The sequence below is a fragment of the Stenotrophomonas sp. FR012 genome (assembly GCF_047520565.2).
Lineage (GTDB): Bacteria > Pseudomonadota > Gammaproteobacteria > Xanthomonadales > Xanthomonadaceae > Stenotrophomonas > Stenotrophomonas sepilia.
Genome location: NZ_JAXBQL020000002.1, coordinates 300,417 through 324,804 on the forward strand (window position 1 = coordinate 300,417; position 24,388 = coordinate 324,804).

Here is a 24,388-nt window from a genome sequence, read left to right on the forward strand (position 1 = left end):
CCCCCCCCCCCCCCCCCGCCGCCCCCCCCCCCCAACGCAGGGCCCCGCGCTGGACACCCGCGTCGCCGCACTGGAATCCAGCCAGGCCAAGGCGCCCAAGGTCACCTGGTCCAAGGGCGCACCGGAGTTCAGCAGTGCCGATGGCAGCGTGGCGTTCCGTCCGCGCGGGCGCCTGTTCGTCGACGCATCCAGCACAGACGGATCGTCAGTGAGTGACCGCAACATCTCCGGTACCGAGATCCGCTCGGTGCGGCTGGGCGCCGAAGGCCGCTATGGCATCCTCGGCTGGGCGGTGGAAGGTGACTTCGCCGACAACGCGGTGGCGTGGAAGTCGGTCTACGCCACCGTGGACCACCGCCTGTTCGGGCTGTCGGCCGACCTGACCGTGGGCAACCGCCTCAACGACCGGGGTATCGACGGCTCCAGCAGCACTTCCAACACGCCGTTCCAGGACCGCAACGTGGTCGGCACGCTGATGCTGCCGCAGCGCGGCCTGTTCGGTGTCGGCCTGACCGAGCGCGTGTACGGCAAGAACTGGCATGCCAGCCTGTCGGTGGCCGGCAACGATCTCAACAACGCCGGCACCGACAACGACAGCCAGACCTGGGCCACGCGCGTGCATTGGAACCCGGTGGCCAATGATACGGTCACGGTGCACCTGGGGGCCTGGGCCTTCCACGAGGAGATCGCCGCAGGCGCCAGCGGCGTCGTCCGCAGTTCGGCCATCGCCGGGCACTTCAACGACCTGGTCAAGATCGCGCCGGGCACACCGCTGGGCGCCGAGCGCAGCACGGCCTATGGCGCGGAACTGGCAGGCTTCTTCGGGCCGGCCTGGGCGACCGGCGAATGGGGTACGCGCAACCTGCGCGGGGCCGACGCCAGCGGGCGCTACGATCTGGACCACCAGGCCTGGGCGATCTCGGCGGGCTGGTTCCTGGCCGGTGCAAGGCCGGCCTATTCGGGCAAGGCCGGCACCTGGGGCCGGGTGAAAGTGGCCGATCCTGTCACCCGCGGCGGCGCCGGGGCATGGGAACTGAAAGGGCGCTACGAAGACGTGGACTATGCCGAGCTGCCCAGTGGCGGTACCGGCCACGCGTGGACGCTGGGTGCGAACTGGTATCTCAACGACTTCAGCCGCGTGATGTTCGAGGCGATCCGTTGGCAGACCCGCAACCGCAGCGGCACCGGCCAGGGCAGGGATGAAGGCACCACCTTCAACACCCGCCTGCAGGTGGCCTTCTAGAAGTGCATGCCGCACGCGCGCCGGTCAGAGCAGCAGCAGCGCTCCGATCAACGCCGGCGGCATCACCAGCGCGCCGACGCGCAGGAAGTCGAGCGCGCTGACATGCTCGCCCTCGCGACGCAGGGCCACCAGCCACAGCATCGTCGCCAGCGAACCGGTGACCGACAGGTTGGGCCCCAGATCCACGCCGACCAGCAATGCGGCACGGGTCTGCGCCGGCAGGTCGGCCATCTGCCCGAGCGAACCGGCGGCCAGGCCGACCGGCAGATTGTTGGCCACGTTGCTCAGCAGCGCAGCCGCGCCACCGGCCAGCCAGCTGGCCTGGCGTGGAGACGCCTGCGCCACGGCCTGCAGCGCGCTGGCCGCGCTCTGGATGACACCGGTCTGCGCCACCGCTTCCACCAGCACGAACAGTCCCGCCACCAGCGGCAGCACGCCCCAGGACACGTGTCGCAGCAGTGGCAGCGGGCTGCGCCTCTGGCGGATCGCCACCACGGCCACACTCAGCGTGCCCGCACAGAACGTGGTCAGGCCCAATGGCCCGTTCAAGGCGGACGTGACCAGCAACACGGTGCCGGTGAACAGCACGCCCAGTGCGCTCAGTCGGCCGCCGTCGGTCAACGGGCGATGCGCCGGCGCGGCCACCAGCGGCTGGGCGATCTCGCGCCGGTGCACCCAGCGCAGGACCAGATAGGTGGCACCGATCGCCGCCGCCGACGGCAGCGCGAACTGCGCCAGCCACTGCAGCAGCGGCGGCAGGTGCTGGCCGTACACCACCAGGTTGGCCGGATTGGAAATGGGCAGCACGAAGCTGGCCGCATTGGCAATGAATGCACAGACGAACAGGTAGGGCAGGGGATTGGCGCGCGCCGCCTTGCAGGCAGCGTAGACCGCCGGCGTCAGCACTACGGCCGTTGCATCGTTGGACAGGAACACCGTCACCAGCGTGCCGACCAGGAACACCAGGTCGAACAGGCGTCGCCCGGATCCGCCCGCATGCCGCACCGCGTACAACGCGACCCAATCGAACAGGCCTTCGCGCCGCGCCAGTTCGGCCAGCATCATCATGCCGACCAGGAACAGGTAGACGTCGCGGCCTTCGGCCACCGCACCCCATGCGGTATGCAGCGACACCGCGCCCAGCAACGGCAACAGGGCGGCAGCGCCCAACGCCCACACATATTCGGGGATGCGCAAAGGACGGAACAGCAGACCGAGGGTGGCAACGGCGACCGCTGCCCAGATCACGAGGGGGGCTTGGGGGGCGAGCATGGAGTGGGGCTTCAGCGGCACTTGCAGCGACCCCGGCGCAGGTGGGGCCTGGCGCGCGCGATCAGCGGATGGGCGGCCGCTGCAAATCATCGCAGGTTCCGGGTCGCCGCATCATACCGTGCGGCGCGGCTTGGCGACCGCTGCCGTCGACCGCGTTGCAGGTGGGCCGGGGGGCGGCGCCCAGCCCACGTTCAGCACTCAAGCGCGCCATGACTTCAGGCACTGCAGCGTGACTACACATGTAGTCAATCTACGCACACACCCATTGGACGAGATTGCGATGCCAAGATCCTGCTGGTTGTCCTGCGCCCTGGCCCTGGTGTTCGGCATCGCCGGGCCCAGCCAAGCGGCGACACGTGCCGATGCCCTTGCCGCGATTGAGCGCAATGCACGCGCCGCGCATTCCGATGCGGTCCTGGTGATGCATGAGCGGGAGACGCTGCTTGAGCTGAAGCCCGCCGCCGGGCAGGAATCCGTTCACCTGATGTCGGCCACCAAGTCGGTCGTCGCGCTGGCCATTGCATTGCTGCTGGACGAAGGAAAGCTGGCTTCGATCGATACGCCGGTCAGCCGGATCTATCCCGAATGGAAGCAGGGCATGAAGAGCGCCATTACCGTGCGCATGCTGCTGGACCATACCTCGGGCCTGCAGAACGTGGCGAACGCGGGCGAAGAGCTGGAAGGGGCCCCGGACCTGGTCAAGCTGGCACTGGCTGCCGAGCTGAGCGATGACCCGGGCAACGTGTTCTCCTACAACAACAAGGCTACCAACCTGCTGCCCGGCATTGTCGAGCGCCTGGCAGGCGAGCCTGTGGACGCGTATCTGGACGCGCGGCTGTTCAAGCCCCTGGGCATTGCCCACTACACCTGGATGAAGGATGAGGCAGGCACCCCGCTGGGCATGGCCGGGCTGTCCCTGCGCGCGGCCGATCTTGCCGCCATCGGGCAACTGTTGCTGGACGGAGGCGTGGCACCGGATGGCAGGCGTCTCCTGAGTGAGCAGTCGGTCGCGTTGATGACGACCGAAAGCGCCCGTGCGCCAGATGTTGGGCTGCTGTGGTGGCGGATACCGGCCTGGGAACGGTACCAGCTCAAGCCCCGGCTACGGGATCTGCTGGTGAAAAGGGGCGTGGATGACGACGTACAGCGCGCACTGCAGGCCAGCGCAGGGCGAGTATTCGAAAGCCGCAGCGCACTGGTCGCCTTCCTCGCCAATCAGCTGGGCGCGGACTGGTCCCAGCGCTACGGCAGCCAGATCTCCGCGCGCGGCCTGAAGCTCGCCGATCTCTACGACATCTCACGGGGACCGGTCGTCGGCTTTGCCGCCAACGGCTACCTGGGCCAATACCTGATGATCGTCCCGGAACAGCGCGTGGTCGCCGTGCGTCTGGTTCACCGGCGCGAGACCCACAGCGCTCCACAGGACGACTATCCCTCCTTCTTCGCCGATGTCCTGCAGTTGGCGCGGACACTGCAATAGGCCCTGTCGTCATCATGTCCACGCGCTCTGAACATCCTCCTGGAGCGTTCTTCACTGCCGTGCCGCTAAAAGTGGGATGACATCTTGGCCGCACACCTACTGAAGCATGTTTGATTATCAGGACTGGACCTTCCACGCCAATGGCCGCACGGTAGTGGCGCGGGTAGCGCTGGACGGCGACGGTGGCGGTACCATCAACCGCTACCAGCTGGTGCCGGGGCCGGCGCAGTCGGGGCTGAGCATCAAGGTCGCCTCCCAGGATGAGGCCGCGCAGAAACTGGAGGCCGAGGTGATCAAGCTGCTCGGGCCGGAGTGGTAGCCACGACGCCATGCCGGGCAGGGATCCGCATGGTGACGTCGGGATGACCGGCCCGGGCAACGGGCATCGCGCCGGATGCCCGTTGCGTGAGGCCGCTTACTTGGGCATCAGCACGGTGTCGACCACGTGGATGACGCCGTTGGACTGGCCGACATCTGCAATGCTGATGCCTGCCTTTCCACCCTTTGCGTCGATGAGCCAGAGCTTGCCATCGTGGAGCGCCACGGTGAGAGGCTCACCCTGCACGGTCTTCAGGGTGGCCTTGCCGCTGTGCTTGCGGGCATCGGCCAGAAGCTGGGCGGAACTGTAGTTGCCCGGGACGACGTGGTAGGTCAGGATCCGGGTCAGCTGTGCCTTGTTTTCAGGCTTCACCAGTGTCTCGACAGTGCCTGCAGGCAGCTTTTCGAAGGCCGCATTGGTGGGCGCGAAAACAGTGAAGGGCCCGGCGCCGTTGAGGGTGTCGACCAGGCCGGCTGCTTTGACCGCTGCAACCAGCGTGGTGTGATCCTTGGAATTGACGGCGTTCTCGACGATGGTCCTGGCGGGGTACATTTCTGCCCCGCCCACGATGACGGTGTTGGCGGCGAAAACCGAGGAGCCGGACGAAACGAGTACGGCGAAGCCGACTGCGGCGGCGATGCGCTGAAGAGCGTTCACGGTGCGTTCCTTTCTGGATGACCCGCAAGTGCGGGCATTTTTCCTACGGCGGGTGAGCGTGACCGGATGCAGCAACGGCCGAGTCATCAGCTGTTTGGCCCGCAGGCGGTTTTGCTGCGCTGCATGGTGACAACGGCGAACCTCGGTGATTACTCTCCGCTGCAACGCGATGGTAGCGCTACCAGTCGGACGGGGATCCAGGGTCCGGGAGGCTGCCTTCTTTGCCGCGTGTTTGTCCTGGCAGGCTTGAAAAGCAAGTGTAAGTCGCGGCGTGCCCGAGCACCCGTGCTGTTCGGTTTGGAATGCGGGCCACGCCCGTGCGTGCCCCTGGGAGGGGGCGGTACATCCATTCGATCGTATGTCAGAGGGGACTTTCATGAGCACTTGCAGTTTCCGCGGCACCCTGGCCCCGAGGTCCGGTTCATGAGCCGCGCATTGGCGAAGTTCCGGTCCCGGGCCATGTTCACCTTCGTGGGTGGCGCCCTGGTCATCAATCCTGCCTTTGCGCAGGACGCAGCACCGGCGACCGGGCAGCAGCCGCAGAGCCAGTCGCAGCCCACCCAGCTCGATGCAGTGCAGGTCACGGGCATACGCAACAGCCTGAGCCAGGCCATGGACATCAAGCGCGACTCGGCGGGCGTGGTCGACGCGATCAGCGCTGAGGACATCGGCAAGTTCCCCGATACCAATCTTGCCGAGTCGTTGCAGCGCATCACCGGCATCTCCATCGAGCGCCGTGACGGCGAGGGTGCGCAGGTGACCGCGCGTGGCTTCGGCCCCCAGTTCAACATGGTCACGCTCAACGGTCGGCAGATGCCGGGTGCCGATGCATTCGGTGCCTCTGGACAGGTCGCCATCGGCGGTGTCGACGGCGGCACCCGCGCCTTCAACTTCGCGCAGCTGGCCGCCGAGGCCATCAATGGTATCGAGGTCTACAAGACCAGCCAGGCACAGGTGCCCAGCGGTGGCATCGGTGCGACGATCAACATCCTGACCTCGCGCCCGCTCGATCACGCCGGCATCGTGGCCAACGCCGGGGCGAAGCTGGTGTCCGACCAGAGCCAGCCGTTCGACAATGACCTGACACCGGAGCTGTCGGGCATCTTCAGCTACAGCAATCCGGAAAAGACCTTTGGCGTCAGCCTCAGCGCGAGCCAGCAGAAGCGCAAGGGTGGCTCGGTGCAGGCCACGGAGAACTACTGGAACGTGCAGCCGTGGACAGGGTCGATGCCGGGCAATCCGACCGTGGTCAATGCCCCGGCCGTCGGCCAGCTTTACGCGCGGCCCAACGACCTGCGCTACGCGTTCTCCGAATTCGAGCGCGAACGCGTCAATGGCCAGGCCGTGCTGCAGTTCGCACCGACGGACAGCCTGACCCTGACCGTGGATTACACCTACTCGACCAACGAGATCACCGAGAATCGCGGCGAGCAGGGCATGTGGTTGCAGAACAGCAACTACACCAACGTCGAGTTCGACACCAGTGGCGCCGTCGCGACGCCGGTCTACATCCGTGAAATCGCCGGCACCAAGGATTTCGGCCTGGAACAGCAGCGCAGCATGCAGGAATACAAGCTGGGTTCGCTGGGTTTCAATGCCGTCTGGAATGTCAGCGACCGCTTCAAGCTCAGTTTCGATGCGCACAACTCGAAGAACGAGAGCCGCCCGAATGACCCGCTCACCGGCGGTGGTTCGATCTTCATGAGCATCGCCGGCACCAACAACTGCACCCGTGGCCCGCATTGCGGTGGCTCCTGGGTGCAGGAGTTGAACTTCAACAATGGCCTGCCGGTTGGCACCCAGGTCTGGTATCCCAGCACCGCCGATGCGCTCGCCGGGACCAATGGCGTGGTCAATCCGGGCTTCCAGGAAGGCGAGGTCGGCACGCAGGTGCTGCGCGTCAACGCGCAGACCCAGATCAGCGAGATCAAGCAGGCCCGCGTCGATGGCGAATGGAACTTCGACCACGGGCGCTTCCAGTTCGGCGTGGACACCAACAAGTCCACCACCCACCGCATCCAGGCCGCCGAGGCCTACTCGACCCTGGGCGACTGGGGCGTGGCCAACGTGGACCGGGATACCGCCGCAGGCCTGATGGACCTGCTGCAGCCGGTCAGCATCGTCGGCCTGTTCGACGACTACAGTGCCAACAGCTGGCCCGCCTGGCGCGGCAATGCCGGGCAGCTCGCGCAATGGGCATCGCGCGAGTACGGCGTCGGCCTGGGTGTGAACCCGCAACGCGCGGCCGACAACTTCGTGGAAGAGAAGACCAAGGCGGCGTACTTCCAGGTGGAGCTGGACGGGGAGCTGGGTGGCATGCGCACCAACACCCGCCTGGGCGTGCGCTATGAAACCACTGACGTGGTGTCGACCTCGGTCATTGCCGTCCCCGAGTCCATCGAGTGGCAGGCCAACAACGATTTCCGCATCGTGCTGTCCGATGAGCAGCAGCCCTTCACGGAGAAGGCGCGCTACAGCTACATCCTGCCCAACCTTGATTTCAGCATCGACCTCACCGAGGAGCTGAAGGGCCGCGTTTCGTTCGGCAAAAGCATCGCCCGCGCGCCGTATGGCAATCTCTATGCGGGACCCGGGGCCCAGCAGCCGTTCGGCTCGGTGCTGATCGATCCCTCGTCGCGCGCCAGCGGCAACTCGCAGAACCCGAGCCTGAAGCCGCTGGAATCGGACAACCTCGACCTGGGGCTGGAGTGGTACTTCGCCGACGCCAGCTATGTGTCATTGACCTACTGGAACAAGTCGGTCAGCAACTTCATCGGCAACACCGTCGTGCAGGAAAGCCTGTACGGCCTCACCGACCCGACCTCCGGGCCGGATGCGCGGGCGGCGTTGGACTTCCTGACCAGTGGCGCCTGCGTCGCCCAGGTCGGGCCGGCCAATGCCGCTGCCTGCTCGGCCAACGACACCTCGCTGTTCACCGCACTGGCATTGCTGCGCAACAATCCTGCCGGCCTGGGCGCCTACAACGGCACTGATGCGCAGGTGCTGGCCACCGAAGCGGCCTACGATCTGTATGGGCAGCCCAACGACCCGCTGTACCAGTTCAACGTCAATCGCCCGATCAACCAGAACAAATCCAAGCTGCATGGCTGGGAGCTGGGCGGACAGTACTTCTTCGGCGACACCGGCTTCGGCGTGCTGGCCAACTACACCGTGGTCAAAGGCGATGTCGGCTACAACAATGGCGGTGACCCGGGCATCGACCAGTTCTCGCTCACCGGCCTGAGCGACACCGCCAACGCCATGCTGATGTACGAGAAGTACGGGTGGTCGGTGCGCCTGGCATGGAACTGGCGCGACCAGTACCTGATCCTGGCCAACCAGGGCTCCAGCCGCAATCCCTACTATGTGGAGCCGTACGAGCAGTGGGATCTCAGCGTCAACTACGCGCTGGATGACCACTGGTCCTTCAGCCTGGAGGCGATCAACCTGACCGGCGAGGATGTGCGCTGGCGCTCGCGCACCTCGCAGATGATCGTCAAGCTGGCAGACCAGAGCCCGCGCTACATGCTGGGCGTCCGCTACAAGTTCTGAGCCTGGTTGCCGATGCGTCCGGCATGGCACCACTGCCCTCCAGCGGTGCCCTGCCGGGACGGTGTCGCCGCACCTGTCGCGCCTGCGCTACGCTGCCGGCCAGCCACCCCGCACTGGACTGGATACCCTGATGGCCCGCTACGAAATGCTCAACAACATCGCGCATCGGGACCTGAGGGTCGCCACCGGATTCGGGCCGCAGTTCGGCGATGCCGTGGGCATGGTGCCGGCCTATCCCAGCGAGTTCGCCGAACTGCAGCGTGAGTATCCGATCTTCCTGCGCAGGGATACCGGGACGAAGGCGTGGCAGTCCGTGGCCCTGTTGGGTTTCGAACAACACGAGAACCTGTTCCTGCAGGACGGGCGCTGGAATGCTTCCTACCTGCCAGGCGCGGCGGCCAAAGGGCCGTTCCTGATCGGCTTCCAGGAGCACTACGTGGATGGCGTGCTCACCCAGGATTCGGTGATGCACGTGGACCTGGACCATCCGCGCGTCACCGCCGGCGCCGGTGAGCCGGTGTTCCTGCCGCAGGGCGGCAACACGCCCTACCTGGACCACATCGCCGGCGTTCTGCGCGGCATCCACGAGGGCAGTGCCTTCGCGGCCAGTATGTTCACGATGCTCGACGACTGCGGGCTCATCCAGCCGGTCACGCTCGATGTGCAGCTCGCGCCGCACCACCGGGTGAGCGTGAGCGGATTGCACGGCATCGACCGCGAGCTCCTGGCTGCGCTGGACAGTCCACGCCTGGCTGCGTTGAACCGCGCCGGTTACCTGGAGGGTGCGTACCTGATGCTTGCCTCGCTGCATAACATGCGCCGCCTGATCGCCGAGAAGCAGCGCCGTCTCCGCGTCCAGGACGGCACCGCGCAGGCGGCCAGGAACTGACCGGTGCCGGCCACCCTGCCGATGCGGATGCTGGAAGGCATCGATCCTGCCGCCTTGCCACTGGCTGACCTGGTGGAGGCCGGTGAGCCGGTTGTACTGCGTGGCATCGCCACCGATTGGCCACTGGTCCAGGCCGGGCTGGGCGGGGTGCAGGATGCAATGGCGTACCTGTGCAGCGTCGATGCGGGTGCACCCATCCAGTACTCGTTCGGCGGCGCCGAGATCGGGGGGCGCCCGTTCTACAGCGCGGACTTCACCCGGTTGAACTTCGAAGTGCGGCGCGGCGTGCTGGCCCAGGTGCTGGAAGAGATCGCCATGACGCTGCATGCACCGCAACCGCCCACTTACTACGTGGCCTCGCTGCCGATTGCGCGGGCACTGCTGCCGGGATTCGCGCAGGCCAACGACGCTGGTCTGGCGAAGCAGGGCATCGACGCCACCGCCAGCATCTGGATCGGCAACCGGGTGACGGCCTCGTGCCATTTCGACACACCCGACAACCTCGCCTGCTGCGCGGTGGGGCGGCGCGAGTTCACCCTGTTCCCGCCCGCCCAGATCGACAACCTCTATCCGGGCCCGCTCGATCCCACGCCGGGCGGACAGGTGGTCAGCGTGGTGGACTTCGAACAGCCAGACTTCGATCGGCATCCACGTTTCCGCGAGGCGCTGGCGCACGCGCGCAGTGCGGTGCTTGGGCCCGGCGATGCGATCTTCATTCCCAGCATGTGGTGGCACCATGTACGCAGCCTGGAACCGTTCAACGTGCTGGTGAACTACTGGTGGCGAAGCTCGCCGGCCTGGCTGGGATCCGCGCTGGCGGCGCTGCACCACGCGATGTGGGCCGTGCGTGATCTGCCGGCGCGCGAAAAGCAGGCGTGGGAAGGGCTCTTCCGCTACTACGCATTCGGCCCTGGCGAGCGCGCGGGGCAGCACCTGCCTGACGCCGCGCGCGGGGATCTGGCACCGTTTGACGAGCAGCGCGCCCGCCGCATGCGCGCGATGCTGCTGGGCAGGCTCAACCGTTGAGAGAGGGGCACCATGTTGGATACCCAGAGCACGCCTTCAGGGCGCATCCGCAAGGTGGTCATTGCCGGTGGCGGTACGGCGGGTTGGCTGGCCGGCTGCGCGCTTGCGCACCAGTTCCGTGACCAACTGGAGATCACGCTGGTCGAGTCCGAGCAGATCGGCACGGTCGGTGTCGGTGAGTCCACTGTGCCGCCGATCCGCACCTTCCACCGCTTCCTGCAGATCGACGAGCAGGAGTTCCTGCGCGCGGTGGCCGGCACCTTCAAGCTGTCGATCTCGTTCGAGAACTGGCGCCTGCCGGGCGATCGCTTCTTCCATCCGTTCGGCACCATCGGCCATGGCACCTGGGCGGCCCCCTTCCATCACTTCTGGCTGGACAGCCTGCGCCGCGGCATGCCCTCGGACCTGGGCGACTTCTGCCTGGAGAGCATCGCCTCGCGTGGCGACCGCTTCTCGCTGCACACCCAGCCGCAGGCCAGCTATGCGTATCACTTCGATGCCGGGCTGTATGCGCGGTTCCTGCGCGGCAGGGCCGAGGCCCACGGCCTGCGCCGGATCGAAGGCCGGATCGCCCAGGTCAGGCAGCACGCGCACGACGGGTCGGTGCGGGCGCTGGTGCTGGACGACGGCCAGGTGATCGAGGGCGATCTGTTCATCGACTGCACCGGCTTCCGCGGCCTGCTGATCGAGCAGGCACTGGGCACCGGCTACGAGGACTGGCGCGAATGGCTGCCGTGCGACCGGGCCGTGGCAGTGCAGACCGAAGCGGTGGCGCCGCCGGTGCCCTATACCCGGGCGATCGCCCACGAGGCGGGGTGGCGCTGGCACATCGCGCTGCAGCACCGCGTTGGCTGCGGGCTGGTGTATGACAGCCGCCATCTGTCCGATGACGAGGCCGCCGCGAAACTGCTGCGCGATGCCGGGGCTCCACCCTTGCGCGATCCATGGAAGGTGCCGTTCCGCAGTGGACGCCGGCTGAAGGCCTGGAACAGGAACGTGGTGTCGCTCGGGCTGGCCAGCGGCTTTATCGAACCGCTGGAGTCGACCAGCATCCATCTGACGATCAGCGCGGTAGTGCGCCTGATCCAGCTGTTCCCGTTCGACGGCATCAGTGCGTCGCTGGTGCAGCTGTACAACGATGTCAGCCGCCAGGAAATGGAGCACGTGCGCGACTTCATCATCCTGCACTACCACGCCACGCAGCGCAGCGAACCGATGTGGAAGGCCTGTCGCGAGATGCGCGTGCCCGAGTCCCTGCAGCAGCGGCTGCAGGCGTGGCGCGAGCGTGCACATGCGTGGCAGGACCCCGGCGAGCTGTTCCGCGTCGAATCCTGGACCAGCGTGCTGCTCGGGCAGGGCATCGCGCCCGGTCCTGCGCACCCGCTGGCGCAGGCCATGAGTGATGGCGATCTGCGCACCTTGTTGAAGGGCATCCAACGGCCTGTGCAGCAGGCCGCCGCGCAGATGCCGGCGCAGGCGGAGTTCATCGCGCAGTACTGCAGGTCCGGCGTGGACGTGTGGCGTTCGACGGCAGCAAGCGCGTAGCAGCGTTTTGCGTTGCAGCACGCTTTTTCCGCTGCAGCTGGTTACAGTGCGGCAACACCGCTGGCGATGACGCGCGCGGTGGCAACGAGGGGTCCGGACACCACGCCCCCTTTTTGAGTCCACGGAATGTTAGCGCTACCTTTTTGTTGATCGGAGGCGGTTTCGATGGGTCTGGTTGCAGGGATCGATGCAGGGACGCAGAGCCTGAAGGTGCTGGTCTATGACCCGCGGAAGCAGGCGGTGGTGGCCTCGGCCAGCGCGCCGCTCGCGCTGGACAGCAGTGCCGATGGCAGCCGTGAACAGGCGCCGGCCGACTGGGTGTCGGCCCTGCGCGACTGCTTTGCCCGGATCGATCCCTCGCTGCGCGCACGCATCGTCGCGCTGGCGGTATCGGGCCAGCAGCATGGGTTCGTGCCGGTCGATGATGCTGGCGAGGTACTGGCGCCGGCCAAGCTGTGGTGCGACACCAGCACCTCGGCCGAATGCATCCAGATCATGGACGCCGTGGGTGGGTTCCAACGGACCATCGCGCTGGCGGGCAATCCGATCCTGGCCGGCTACACGGCCTCCAAGCTGCCCTGGACCCGGACCCACCGTGCCGACGCCTATGCGCGGCTGGCGACCATCCTGCTGCCACACGACTACCTGAATTTCGTGTTGACCGGGCAGCGGTTCTGCGAGCTTGGCGATGCGTCCGGCACCGGCTGGCTGGACGTGCGCACACGCACATGGTCGCAGGAACTGCTGCGCGCAACCGATCCTGATCGTGATCTTGCTGCCTGCCTGCCGCCGATCGCTGCGCCCGATGCCCTGTTCGATATCGCGCCGAAGGCAGCCGCCGAGTTCGGGCTGCCGGCGGCCGTGAAGATTGCCGTGGGTGGCGGCGACAACATGATGGCGGCGATCGGCACCGGCTGCGTCACGGAAGGGCGGCTGGCGATGAGCCTGGGAACCTCCGGAACGCTGTTTGCGTATTCCGGCTCGCCAGTGATCGATCCGGACGGCGCGTGGGCGGCGTTCTGCTCGTCCACGGGGGGCTGGCTGCCGCTGATCTGCACCATGAACTGCACCGTGGCCACCGAACGCGTGGCCAGCGCCTTCGGTTTCAGCAGCCGCGACGGTGACGCGCATCTTCGCGCAACGCCGCCGGGGGCAGGGGGCCTGCTGATGCTGCCGTTCCTCAATGGCGAACGTACCCCTGACCTGCCGCTGGGCAAGGGCGTGCTGGCTGGCCTGGACATTGCCAATTTCACCCCGGCGCATGTGTACCGCGCCGCCATGGAGGGCGCGACCTACAGCCTGAAGTACGGCTACGACGCCTTCGTCCGCGCGGGCATGCAGTTCGATCGCATCGTGCTCACCGGCGGTGGCAGCAACAGCGCTGCCTGGCGTCAGCTGGTGACTGATGTGTTCGGCCTGCCGGTGGACGTCCCGGTGCAGGCCGAAGGTGCGGCGTTTGGTGCGGCACTGCAGGCGCTGTGGGCGCTCGCCCGGGCGCAGGGAGAGGCCACGTCGATCTGCGACATCACCGCGCGCCACGTCACCGTCGATCCCGCGCTGTCCGCACGGCCGGATCCGGCCCGCAGCGATGCCTATGCACGGGCCTACGCACGCTTCCTCAGTCATCTCGATGCCATCACGCCGCTGCAGCGCGGCTGATGACTCCTCCACGACACCCCGTACAACGACAGGAGCACGCACCATGAGCACGCAGCCCTTCATCGGCGCCAAGGAATACTTCCCCGGCGTCGGCCGCATTCCGTTCGAGGGCAAGGGCTCGGACAATCCGCTTGCCTTCAAGGTCTACGATGCCAACCGGGTCATCGGTGGCAAGACCATGCAGGAGCATCTGCGCTTCGCCGTGTGCTACTGGCACACCTTCTGCAATGCCGGGCACGATCCGTTCGGCCCGGGCACCCGGCAGTTCCCGTGGGAGGCCGCCTCGCCACTGGCCACGGCCGAAGCAAAGGTGGACGCGGCGTTCGAGTTCTTCACCAAGCTGGGGGTGCCGTACTGGTGCTTCCACGATATCGACCTGGCGCCGGATGCCGACGACATCGCCCAGTACCAGAAAAACCTCTCGCATATGGTGGGCCTGGCCAAGGCGCGCCAGGAGGCCACCGGCGTCAAGCTGCTGTGGGGCACGGCCAACCTGTTCTCGCACCCGCGCTACATGAACGGCGCATCGACCAATCCCGACTTCGCGGTGGTCGCGCGTGCAGCCGTACAGGTCAAGGCCGCCCTGGAGGCCACGGTCGAACTCGGTGGCGAGCACTATGTGTTCTGGGGCGGGCGCGAAGGCTATGCGTCGCTGGCCAATACCCAGATGAAGCGGGAGATCGAGCATTTCGCACGTTTCCTCACCATGGCACGCGACTATGGCCGCAGCATCGGGCTGAAGGGCAACTTCCTGATCGAGCCCAAGCCGATGGAGCCGATGAAGCACCAGTACGACTTCGACAGTGCCACGGTGGTGGGCTTCCTGAAGGAACACGGGCTGGACAAGGACTTCAAGCTCAACATCGAGGCCAACCACGCCACGTTGTCCGGCCATACCTTCGAGCACGACCTGCAGGTCGCGTCCGATCATGGCCTGCTCGGCAGCATCGATGCCAACCGCGGCAACGCACAGAACGGCTGGGACACCGACCAGTTCCCCAGCGATCTGTACGACACCGTGGGCGCAATGCTGGTCGTGCTGCGCCAGGGCGGGCTGGAGGGCGGGTTGAACTTCGATGCGAAGGTGCGCCGTGAGTCGACCGACCTGGAGGATCTGTTCATTGCCCATATCGGCGGCATGGATGCGTTCGCACGCGGGCTGGAGGTTGCCCATGCACTGCTGACCGAGTCGCCGTGGGAGCAATGGCGTGCGCAGCGCTACGCAAGCTTCGATTCCGGCGCCGGCCAGGATTTCGAGCGTGGCACGCTCAGCCTGCCGGACCTTGCGGCACTGGCCGCCCGCCTCGGCGAACCGCGCCAGGCCAGCGGCAAGCAGGAGCGTTACGAAAACCTGCTCAACCAGTACCTGCTGCGCTGAGCGCGGCCACGGTGCACTCAAGGGGATGGGGATGAACCAGGCAGCAGGCAGCGGTGAGAACACGCGGCTGATCGTACTGATCAGCGTGGTGGCGACGATTGGCGGTTTTCTGTTCGGCTTCGACAGCGGCGTGATCAACGGTACCCAGGATGGCCTGCACCAGGCGTTCCGGTCCGGTGAATGGATGCAGGGGTTCGAGATCGCGTCGATGCTGCTGGGCTGTGCGGTGGGCGCGTTCAGTGCAGGCCGGCTGGCCGATCGCCTGGGCCGCCGCAACGTGCTGATCCTGTCGGCAGTGATGTTCCTGCTGTCGGCACTCGGTGCCGGGGCGGCGGTCTCGTCGGCCTGGTTCATTGCCGCGCGGGTGGTGGGTGGATTCGCGGTCGGCGCGGCCAGCGTGATCTCGCCGGCCTACATTGCGGAGGTCGCTCCGGCCCGTTACCGCGGACGCCTGGCTACCGTGCAACAGATCGCGATCATCACCGGCCTCACCGCCGCGTTCCTGTCCAACTACCTGCTGGCAGCCGCAGCGGGCGCGTCGACCGAACCGCTGTGGGGCGGGCAGGCCGCCTGGCGCTGGATGTTCTGGATGCAGGCCGCGCCATCACTGGTATTCCTGCTGCTGTTGCTGACCATTCCGGAGAGCCCGCGCTACCTGGTGGTGAAACGACGCAAGGACGACGCGCTGCGGGTACTGACCCGGCTGCTGGGCAGCGACAAGGCCAGGGCCACGCTCGAGGAGATCGATGCCTCGCTGTCCAACGACCATCATCGCCCGCGACTGTCGGACCTGAAGAGCACGCTGACCGGGCGGATCCGCCCGATCGTGTGGGTCGGCGTCGGGCTGGCCTGCTTCCAGCAGCTGGTCGGCATCAACGTGGTGTTCTATTACGGCGCCGTGCTGTGGCAGGCGGTCGGCTTTTCCGAGAACGACGCGCTGCTGATCAACGTGCTGTCCGGCGCACTGAGCATCGGCGCCTGCGTGGTCACCGTGCTGCTGATTGACCGTATCGGCCGCAAGCCCCTGCTGTGGTTCGGCTCGGCCGGGATGTCGCTGTCGCTTGCACTGGTGGTGGTGGCGTTTGCCAGCGGTTCGCTGGCCGACGGGCATCTGCAGCTGCCCGGCCGCATGGGCACGCTGGCGCTGGTGGCGGCCAATGCCTACGTCGTGTTCTTCAATCTGTCCTGGGGGCCGGTGATGTGGGTGATGCTGGGCGAGATGTTCCCGAACCAGATCCGGGGTTCGGCACTGGCGGTCGCCGGCGCGGCGCAGTGGACCTCCAACTTCGTGGTCACGGTGACGTTCCCGATGCTGCTGGCCGCGGCAGGGCTGGCAGCCACCTACGGCATCTACCTGGCCGCTGCCGTGATCTCGGTGATCTTCGTCGTCCGGCATGTGCACGAGACCAAGGGCAAGGAACTGGAGCAGATGGAAGGATGAGCGCCATGACATCGCAGACCTTCGTAAACCGCAGCGGCGCGCTGGTCGCCGCACTGATGCTGGGATTGCTCGGCTGCCGCGGCCAGGACCGGGCTGCCGCCGCCGCAGCCAACGACAACGATCCCTGGCCGGAGGTCACCTGGCCGCTGGCTGCGGACCCGGCACTGGAGAAGCGCATAACCGACCTGATGGCCGGCATGACGGTGGAGGACAAGGTCGGCCAGCTGGTGCAGGGTGACATCGCCAGCGTCACCCCCGACGATGTGCGCCGCTACCGGCTCGGCTCGATCCTGGCCGGTGGCAACTCCGATCCCGGTGGCCGCTATGACGCGTCGCCGGCCGAATGGCTGGCGCTGGCCGACGCCTTCTACGACGCCTCGATGGACACTTCGAAAGGCGGCAAGGCCATTCCGCTGCTGTTCGGCATCGATGCCGTGCACGGGCAGAGCAACATCATTGGCGCCACGTTGTTCCCGCACAACATCGGGCTGGGCGCCACGCGCAATCCGGGGCTGCTGCGGCAGATCGGTGGCATCACCGCGCTGGAGACCCGCGTCACCGGCATGGAATGGACGTTCGCGCCGACCGTTGCCGTACCCCAGGATGATCGCTGGGGACGCACCTACGAAGGCTACTCCGAATCGCCGGACGTGGTGGCCAGCTATGCCGCCGCCATGGTGGAGGGATTGCAGGGCAGGGTGGGAACGCCGGAGTTCCTCGATGGCCGCCATGTGATCGCCTCGGTGAAGCACTTCCTGGGCGATGGGGGCACCACTGACGGCAAGGACCAGGGCGACACCCGCATCAGCGAGTCAGATCTGGTGCGCATCCACGCCGCCGGATATCCGCCGGCAATCGCCGCCGGCGCGCAGACCGCGATGGCGTCGTTCAACAGTGTCAACGGCGAAAAGATGCATGGGCACCGGCATTACCTCACCGATGTGCTCAAGGGCCGCATGAACTTCGGTGGCTTCGTGGTGGGTGACTGGAATGGTCATGGACAGGTCAAGGGCTGCACCACCACAGACTGCCCGGCCACGATCAACGCGGGCCTGGACATGGCGATGGCCTCGGACAGCTGGAAAGGGTTCTACGAGACGACGCTGGCTGCGGTGAAGGATGGGCGGATCACGCCGCAACGCCTGGACGATGCGGTGCGCCGGATCCTGCGGGTCAAGTTCCGCCTTGGGCTGTTCGAGGCCGGCAGGCCATCCACGCGGGCCGTCGGCGGGCAGTTCGCACTGATCGGCGCGCCGGCCCATCGCGCGGTTGCCCGGCAGGCCGTGCGCGAGTCGCTGGTCCTGCTGAAGAACCAGAACGGCCTCCTGCCGCTGTCGCCGAAGCAGCGGATCCTCGTGGCCGGCGACGGTGCCGACGATGTCGGCAAGCAGGCCGGCGGCTGGACGCTCAACTGGCAGGGCACCGGCACCACCCGCAAGGACTTCCCCAATGCGGACACGATCTACGAGGGCATCGCGCGCCAGGCCAGCGCGGCGGGTGGTGAAGCCGTGCTTGCCGTCGACGGACGCTATGCAGTGAAGCCCGACGTGGCGGTGGTGGTGTTTGGCGAAGACCCCTATGCCGAGTTCCAGGGAGACCGGCCGACGCTGGCCTACAAGCCCGGCAACGAAACGGACCTGGCGCTGCTCAAGCGGCTCAAGGCCGAAGGCATACCGGTTGTTGCGGTTTTCCTGAGCGGGCGACCGCTCTGGGTGAACCGGGAAATCAATGCCGCCGATGCCTTCGTGGCTGCATGGCTGCCGGGCTCGGAAGGCGCCGGCATTGCCGATGTGCTGCTGCGCGGAAGCGATGGCCGCGTGCAGCACGATTTCAAGGGCAAGCTCAGTTTCAGCTGGCCGCGCACTGCCACCCAGTACGCCAACAACGTGGGCCAGAAGGACTACGATCCGTTGTTTGCGTTCGGCTTCGGCCTGACCTACGCCGACAACGGCGACCTGGCCGCGCTGCCGGAAGCATCGGGCGTGACCGGCAACGAGGGCGCGACCGGCGTGTTCTTCGCGCGCGGTGATGCAGGTCCCGGCATGGCGCTGCGCCTTGAGCAGGCCGCAGGCCAGGGCCTGACCGTGACCCGCGTGCCGGATGCATTGCCCGATGATCGGCTGAATATCACCGGCGTGGATCATCTGGCGCAGGAGGATGGGCGACGCCTGGCCTGGTCGGGCAAGGGCGAGGCCGTCGCTGCACTGCAGTCGCACACGGCGCTGGACCTGCAGCGCGAATCCAACGGCGACCTGATGCTGCTGACCACGCTACGGGTGGACGCAGCCCCGAAGGGTGAGGCGTGGCTGTCGGTGGGCTGCAGTGCGGGCTGCTCGGCGCGCGTCGCCATCGGGCCGGCGTTGGCGGCGCTTCCACAGGGCCAGTGGAAGCGTGTCGGCGTGCCGCTGAAGTGCCTGGCCAGGGCGGGTGCAAGGATGGACGCGATCGACCGACCGTGGTCGGTGGTGACGGGCGATGCGATGACGATCTCCGTGTCACGCGTCGCGCTGGGTGCGCTGAACGAAGCCGAGGTCACCCTCGGATGCGGAGCATGATGCCTGCGCTACCGCCGCCGGGGCGGCGCGGCGACCGAATCGCGTGCTATCAGCCGATGCGGCATCACATGATCGCGCAGCACCGTTGCGTCCGCCGCCGGACGGCGGATGGTGCGCAGCAGGATGTCGACGGCCGCGTTGGCCATCGAGGCGATGGGCTGGTGGATCGTGGTCAGTTCCGGCCACACGGTGGTGGCGGCCGAGGTGTCATCGAAACCCACGACCGACAGGTCGCGCGGCACTTCCAGCCCGCGCCGGTGCGCGACGGAGATGGCGGCAGCGCCCATGTCGTCGTTGCTGGCGAAAATCGCGGTCGGTGGGCGGCGTTGGGACAACAGCTTTTCGGCGGCAGCCAGGCCGGACCGGTAGGTGTAGTCACCGTGCTGGACCAAGCCAGGATCCACCGCCAGCCCGGCCTCGCGCAGGGCGGTGACGAAGCCGTCGTAGCGGAGCGCACTTGCGCTCAGGTCATCGCGCCCACGGATGAAACCGATGCGGGTGTGTCCCTGCCGAAGCAGGTGATCGGTCATTTCCTTGCCGGCACTGAAATCGTCGATGCGGACGCAGGACAGGGCCTCGCTCAGGCGCCCCGATGCGATGGCCACGACCGGAATGCCTGCCTTGACCAGTTCGCTTACGGCGGCCTGCGATTCGCACAGGGGTGGCGGCAGGATCACCCCGTCGACGCGTCCGGCGAGCGCACGCGCCGCCTTGCGTTCGGATTCGGCATCCAGGTTGTCCCAGTAGTCGATGACCAGCTGGATGGCGGAACTGGAGGCGACGCGCAGCAGGCCCACCAGCAGTTCGCGCAGGTAGGCGCCGCTGGGGTTGGTGTAGATCAGCGCAATGCGCGTGTGCTGTGCGGCGGCCAGCGAACTGGCGGCAAGATTGGGTGTATAGCCGAGCTCACGCACGGCGCGCAGCACGCGCTCGCGGGTGACGTCGCGCACCTTGCCCTGGTTGATCACCCGCGACACGGTCATCGGCGAAACGCCGGCAAGGGCCGCAACCTCGTCGATCGTCACGCCTGCGGTTCTGCGGCGAACCGATTTCTTCGGCTTGTCCAATGCACGATCCCTTTGTTCTTGGTGGCGCTGCCGCGCGGGTGCGAGTGACGATGATGCGCCGCCCCAGGCCCGGACGTAGTTTACAAAGGCGCATGTTAACGCCGTTGTTGCGTGCTGTCGGCACGCGCCTGTGCGCCGTGCTCGCAGTGCTGGCCTGTGCTGGCGGGGCACGGGCGGAGGATGGCTACAGGCTGTGGATGCGCTACCAGCCGGTTGCCACAACGGTCGCTGCCGACTACCGGCGGCAGCTGGCCGAAGTGGTGGCCCCGCATGGCACGCCGATGCAGCGCGCCACCCGCGACGAGCTTGCGCGGGGCCTTTCTGGATTGCTGGAAACGGCCCCGCCAATGCGAACGGCAATCACTACTGACCATGCCCTGGTGCTGGGTACGCCGCAGTCTTCGGCGCTGGTTGCCGCGTTCGGCAACGAGATCGCCACGTTGGGCGACGAGGGCTTCCTGATCCGGCAGGTCCGGACCGGGGGGCGCGATGTGCTGCTGGTGGCGGCACGCCGGGATGTCGGCGTGCTGTATGGCATGTTCCACCTGCTGCGCCTGTTGCAGCGTGGCATGCCGCTGCAGGGCCTGGACGTGCGGGAGTCGCCGCGGGTCGCACTGCGCGTGCTCGACCATTGGGACAACCTGGACCGCCACGTCGAGCGTGGCTATGCGGGCAGCTCGCTGTGGGACTGGCAGACGTTGCCGCAATGGCGTGACCCGCGCTACACCGACTACGCCCGTGCCAACGCTTCGCTCGGCATCAACGGCACCGTCCTCAACAACGTCAACGCCAGTGCGCTGAGCCTGTCGCCGGCCTATCTGGCCAAGGCCGCCGCGCTGGCCGACCTGTTCCGCCCCTATGGCATCCGCGTCTACCTGAGCGCACGCTTCAGTGCGCCCATCGAGCTCGGCGGCCTGGCGACGGCTGACCCGTTGGATCCCGGCGTGCGGCGCTGGTGGCGCGACAAGGTCGATGAGATCCATGCGCGCATTCCGGATTTCGGCGGTTTCCTGGTCAAGGCGAACTCGGAGGGGCAACCCGGCCCGCAGGATTACGGTCGTTCCCATGCCGACGGCGCCAACCTGCTGGCCGACGCGCTGGCGCCCTACAACGGCGTGGTGATGTGGCGGGCCTTCGTGTATTCGCACGAGGTTCCCGAAGATCGCGCCAAGCAGGCGTACAGCGAGTTTGTCGGGCTGGACGGTGCCTTCCGCCCCAACGTGATCGTGCAGGTGAAGAACGGCCCCATCGACTTCCAGCCGCGCGAGCCGTTCCATCCGCTGTTCGGCGCGATGCCACGCACGCCGCTGATGATGGAACTGCAGATCACCAAGGAATACCTGGGTTTTGCGACGCACCTGGTCTACCTGGGAACGCTCTACGAGGAAGTGCTGCAGGCCGACACCCATGCCCGCGGCGAGGGCTCCACGGTTGCCCGCGTGATCGATGGCTCGCTGGAGGGCCACGCACTGACCGGTATCGCCGGCGTCGCCAACATCGGCATGGACCGTACCTGGAGTGGCTCGCACTTCGACCAGGCCAACTGGTACGCCTTCGGCCGACTGGCATGGAACCCGCAGCAATCCGCGCGCGCGATTGCCGAAGACTGGGCAGCGCTGACGTTCTCGCCCGACCCGCAGGTGACCGGCCCGATCGTGCGGATGATGATGGACTCGCGCGAGGTGGCAGTGGATTACATGACGCCGCTGGGCCTGAATCACCTCATGGCACGCGGCCATCACTACGGCCCCGGCCCCTGGGTGGACGGCGGCCCGCGTGCGGACTGGACGTCGGTGTACTACCACCGCGCAGATAGCAAGGGCATCGGCTTTGACCGCAGCGCAAGCGGAAGCAACGCCGTGGGCCAGTACGCCCCGCAGGTCGCCGAGGTCTATGGCGACCCCGAGCGGGTGCCCGAGTCGCTGCTGCTGTGGTTCCATCATGTGCCGTGGGATCACCGCATGCGCTCGGGCAGGACGCTCTGGGACGAACTGGTCGGGCGCTATTCGCGCGGGGTGCGCCAGGTGCAGTCGATGCAGGCGACCTGGGCCGGCCTGCGCGACCGGATCGATCCGCAGCGGCATGGGCACGTCGCGGCGTTCCTGCAGATCCAGCACGACGAAGCGCAATGGTGGCGTGACGCCAGCGTGGCGTACTTCCAGTCGCTCAGTGGCCGCCCGCTGCCCGCGGGCGAACAGCCACCGCCGCATCCGTTGTCGTACTACCAGGCCTTGCAGTTTCCGTCCGCACCGGGGGATGGCCGATGAGCAGGTTCGGAGCGGTCGGGTGTGCGCTGTTGATGATGGCTGCGGCAGTGGTGGCGATGCCGGCCGCGGCGCGGGAAACGACGGGATTGCTGCATCCGCTGTTCAGCGATCACGCCGTCCTGCAGCGTGACCGGCCCATTGTGGTCTGGGGGCACGCAGGCCCTCTGCAGCCGGTTTCCGTGACGTTTGCCGGGCAGGCGGTAAGCACCCGGGCGGACGCCGCAGGCGGCTGGCAGGCAACGCTGCCCCCGGTGGCCGCAGGCGGTCCGCACATGCTGGAAGTAAGCGCCGGGACACGTCGGGAGATGGCGCGCGACGTGCTGGTCGGCGACGTATGGCTGTGCTCGGGCCAGTCGAACATGGAGTTGCCGGTGTGGCGCTCGCTCAACGCAGCCAGCGAGATCGCCGCAGCCACGATGCCACGGATCCGGCTGTTCACCGTGCCGCAGCACGCCGCCGTGCAGGCACAGGAGAGCTTCAACGGCAGCACTGCCTGGACATCGGCAACGCCTGATACGGCGCGCGATTTCTCCGCCACCTGCTTCTACTTCGCGCGCGAACTGCAGCGCACGGTCGACGTGCCGATGGGGCTGATCGAGGCAGCGTGGGGTGGCTCGCGGATCGAGGCCTGGACCAGCGTGGGTGCGCTGCGCGGGCAGGGCGGCCTGGATGAGGCCCTCGATATCCTCGCGCGGTCTGCGCGTGATCCGCTGGAGGCACGCGCAGCCTGGGGCCGCTACTGGCAGCACTGGTGGGCCACACGCGAGGGCACGCTGCCCGGCGACGCCCCATGGCGCGCGGATGCCGATGACCGAGGATGGTCGCGCGCACCGGCCACACTGGGCGCATGGGAGCGTTGGAACGTGCCCGCGCTTGCCGATTACAACGGTATGGTCTGGTATCGCACGCAGGTGGTGCTGAGCGCTGAACAGGCTGCACGCGGCGCCACCCTGGAGCTGGGATCGGCCGACGAGGCGGACGTGACCTGGGTGAACGGCGTCTCCGTGGGCAGCCAGTACGGCACCGGCGAGAGGCGCTACCCGTTGCCCAGCGGCCTGCTGAAGGCAGGGTCCAACAGCATTGCGGTCAACGTGCTCGACACCTACGGTGAAGGCGGCCTGGCTGGCCCCGCCACGGCATACGGCCTGCAGTTCGACAACGGCGATCGGGTGGCACTGCAGGGTCCGTGGAAGTACCGGGTGGCGCCGGGCCAACAGGCGCCGCCATTCGCCCCCTGGCAGGCCGCCACCGGGTTGTCGACGCTGTACAACGGAATGATCGCACCGCTCGGCGCTTTTGGGCTGCGCGGCATGCTGTGGTACCAGGGTGAATCGAACACCGGTGATGGCGCGGCGTACGCGGCGCGGTTGCGTGCGCTGCGCGACGATTGGCGGCGTCAGTTCGGTGCGCGCACGCCACTGCTGCTCGCGCAGCTGGCCAGCTATGGCCAGGCACCGGTTTCGCCCGCCGATAGCGGTTGGGCGCAGGTGCGCGAGGCGCAGCGGCGCGTCGCCGCCGAGGATGCGCAGAGCGGGCTCGCCATCGCCATCGACATCGGCGATGCCTACGACATCCACCCGCCGAACAAGCAGGAGCTCGGGCGCCGCTTGGCGCGCGTGGCCCGCCACGTGGTGTACGGCGAGCAGGATCTGGCACCGTCAGGTCCGCGGGCGGTCACGGCCGTGCGGACGCCCACGGCCGTGGCCATTGCGTTCGAGGATGTCGAAGGCGCGCTCACCGCAAGCGGTTCGCTGCGTCCGATCGGCTTTGAACTGTGCGAGGCCAAGGGCCATGCGCGCCACTGCGAGTACGCCGACGCCGAACTGGATGCGCGCCGGATCCTGCTGCGCGGCCCGCTGTCCACGCGTGCAACGCATGTGCGCTACTGCTGGGCCGATGGCCCGGTGTGCACGCTGCGCGACCGCAGCGGGGCGCCGGCCGGCCCGTTCGAACTTCCCATTGCCGAAGCCGAGGCCCGACGATGATGACGTTGTCCAAGCAGTCCCCTCTGGCCCGCGACAGGGCCGGCCTGAGGTCG

General features: G+C 67.2%; 16 protein-coding genes. 13 read left to right on the top strand and 3 right to left on the bottom strand.

Going from position 1 to position 24,388, the window contains the following annotated elements; all coding sequences use genetic code 11:
* On the top strand, positions 1–1,243 hold a 1,243-nt coding region (locus tag ACM0O9_RS05520), incomplete at its 5' end, for a porin (protein WP_495495879.1).
* Between the two features lie 24 nt (positions 1,244–1,267).
* On the opposite strand, the gene ACM0O9_RS05525 is transcribed toward ACM0O9_RS05520, so the two are convergent.
* Positions 1,268–2,515, bottom strand: a complete 1,248-nt coding sequence (locus ACM0O9_RS05525; protein WP_065186459.1) for an arsenic transporter — start codon at positions 2,513–2,515, stop codon at positions 1,268–1,270.
* Between the two features lie 298 nt (positions 2,516–2,813).
* Between ACM0O9_RS05525 and ACM0O9_RS05530 the strand changes: the two genes are divergently transcribed.
* Both ACM0O9_RS05530 and ACM0O9_RS05535 read left to right on the top strand, forming a co-directional pair.
* Entirely contained in the window at positions 2,814–3,995 is a 1,182-nt protein-coding gene (locus ACM0O9_RS05530) for a serine hydrolase domain-containing protein (RefSeq protein ID WP_414603766.1), read from the top strand.
* A gap of 106 nt (positions 3,996–4,101) precedes the next feature.
* Positions 4,102–4,314, top strand: coding sequence for a hypothetical protein (locus ACM0O9_RS05535; RefSeq protein WP_164093085.1), 213 nt, complete (start codon positions 4,102–4,104; stop codon positions 4,312–4,314).
* A 96-nt stretch (positions 4,315–4,410) separates the two neighbouring features.
* Here ACM0O9_RS05535 and ACM0O9_RS05540 read toward each other — a convergent pair whose 3' ends face one another.
* Positions 4,411–4,971, bottom strand: coding sequence for a fasciclin domain-containing protein (locus ACM0O9_RS05540; RefSeq protein WP_139727124.1), 561 nt, complete (start codon positions 4,969–4,971; stop codon positions 4,411–4,413).
* Positions 4,972–5,394: 423 nt separating this feature from the next.
* On the opposite strand from ACM0O9_RS05540, the gene ACM0O9_RS05545 reads away from it, so the two are divergent.
* From ACM0O9_RS05545 to ACM0O9_RS05580, 8 genes are all read left to right on the top strand, one after another.
* Entirely contained in the window at positions 5,395–8,523 is a 3,129-nt protein-coding gene (locus ACM0O9_RS05545) for a TonB-dependent receptor (RefSeq protein ID WP_069138494.1), read from the top strand.
* Positions 8,524–8,653: 130 nt separating this feature from the next.
* A complete protein-coding gene (locus ACM0O9_RS05550; RefSeq protein ID WP_164093086.1) occupies positions 8,654–9,412 on the top strand; it encodes a SapC family protein in 759 nt (252 codons plus the stop codon).
* A gap of 3 nt (positions 9,413–9,415) precedes the next feature.
* Entirely contained in the window at positions 9,416–10,438 is a 1,023-nt protein-coding gene (locus tag ACM0O9_RS05555; protein WP_164093087.1) for a cupin-like domain-containing protein, read from the top strand.
* Positions 10,439–10,450: 12 nt separating this feature from the next.
* The gene (locus ACM0O9_RS05560) at positions 10,451–11,983 is read left to right on the top strand and encodes a tryptophan halogenase family protein (protein WP_164093088.1); all 1,533 of its coding nucleotides are present in this window, start codon (positions 10,451–10,453) and stop codon (positions 11,981–11,983) included.
* A 165-nt stretch (positions 11,984–12,148) separates the two neighbouring features.
* On the top strand, positions 12,149–13,642 hold the full coding sequence (gene xylB, locus ACM0O9_RS05565; RefSeq protein WP_164093089.1) for a xylulokinase: 1,494 nt from the start codon (positions 12,149–12,151) through the stop codon (positions 13,640–13,642).
* Between the two features lie 43 nt (positions 13,643–13,685).
* On the top strand, positions 13,686–15,020 hold the full coding sequence (gene xylA, locus ACM0O9_RS05570) for a xylose isomerase (protein WP_065196308.1): 1,335 nt from the start codon (positions 13,686–13,688) through the stop codon (positions 15,018–15,020).
* Positions 15,021–15,051: 31 nt separating this feature from the next.
* A complete protein-coding gene (locus ACM0O9_RS05575; protein WP_005416600.1) occupies positions 15,052–16,461 on the top strand; it encodes a sugar porter family MFS transporter in 1,410 nt (469 codons plus the stop codon).
* Positions 16,458–19,016: a glycoside hydrolase family 3 protein gene (locus ACM0O9_RS05580; protein WP_414603743.1), complete on the top strand. Its 2,559-nt coding sequence runs from the start codon at positions 16,458–16,460 to the stop codon at positions 19,014–19,016. Before ACM0O9_RS05575 ends, ACM0O9_RS05580 begins: the two co-directional genes overlap by 4 nt.
* Positions 19,017–19,024: 8 nt before the next feature.
* Here the strand turns inward: ACM0O9_RS05580 and ACM0O9_RS05585 are convergent, their stop codons facing one another.
* Complete coding sequence (locus ACM0O9_RS05585; RefSeq protein WP_065186404.1) at positions 19,025–20,083, bottom strand: LacI family DNA-binding transcriptional regulator; 1,059 nt, start codon at positions 20,081–20,083, stop codon at positions 19,025–19,027.
* A gap of 92 nt (positions 20,084–20,175) precedes the next feature.
* Here ACM0O9_RS05585 and ACM0O9_RS05590 point away from each other — a divergent pair, with 92 nt between their 5' ends.
* Positions 20,176–22,350, top strand: coding sequence for an alpha-glucuronidase family glycosyl hydrolase (locus ACM0O9_RS05590; RefSeq protein WP_239499494.1), 2,175 nt, complete (start codon positions 20,176–20,178; stop codon positions 22,348–22,350).
* Between the two features lie 32 nt (positions 22,351–22,382).
* Positions 22,383–24,335, top strand: coding sequence for a sialate O-acetylesterase (locus ACM0O9_RS05595; protein ID WP_414603765.1), 1,953 nt, complete (start codon positions 22,383–22,385; stop codon positions 24,333–24,335).
* Positions 24,336–24,388 lie beyond the last annotated feature (53 nt).

Bases quoted from the DNA above. Each gene is read 5' to 3' on its own strand.
- ACM0O9_RS05590 (WP_239499494.1), top strand. From the start codon at position 20,176: ATGTTAACGCCGTTGTTGCGTGCTGTCGGCACGCGCCTGTGCGCCGTG.
- xylB (WP_164093089.1), top strand. From the start codon at position 12,149: ATGGGTCTGGTTGCAGGGATCGATGCAGGGACGCAGAGCCTGAAGGTG.
- ACM0O9_RS05525 (WP_065186459.1), bottom strand. From the start codon at position 2,515: ATGCTCGCCCCCCAAGCCCCCCTCGTGATCTGGGCAGCGGTCGCCGTT.
- ACM0O9_RS05575 (WP_005416600.1), top strand. From the start codon at position 15,052: ATGAACCAGGCAGCAGGCAGCGGTGAGAACACGCGGCTGATCGTACTG.
- ACM0O9_RS05535 (WP_164093085.1), top strand. From the start codon at position 4,102: ATGTTTGATTATCAGGACTGGACCTTCCACGCCAATGGCCGCACGGTA.
- ACM0O9_RS05595 (WP_414603765.1), top strand. From the start codon at position 22,383: ATGATGGCTGCGGCAGTGGTGGCGATGCCGGCCGCGGCGCGGGAAACG.
- ACM0O9_RS05580 (WP_414603743.1), top strand. From the start codon at position 16,458: ATGAGCGCCATGACATCGCAGACCTTCGTAAACCGCAGCGGCGCGCTG.
- xylA (WP_065196308.1), top strand. From the start codon at position 13,686: ATGAGCACGCAGCCCTTCATCGGCGCCAAGGAATACTTCCCCGGCGTC.
- ACM0O9_RS05545 (WP_069138494.1), top strand. From the start codon at position 5,395: ATGAGCCGCGCATTGGCGAAGTTCCGGTCCCGGGCCATGTTCACCTTC.
- ACM0O9_RS05550 (WP_164093086.1), top strand. From the start codon at position 8,654: ATGGCCCGCTACGAAATGCTCAACAACATCGCGCATCGGGACCTGAGG.
- ACM0O9_RS05560 (WP_164093088.1), top strand. From the start codon at position 10,451: ATGTTGGATACCCAGAGCACGCCTTCAGGGCGCATCCGCAAGGTGGTC.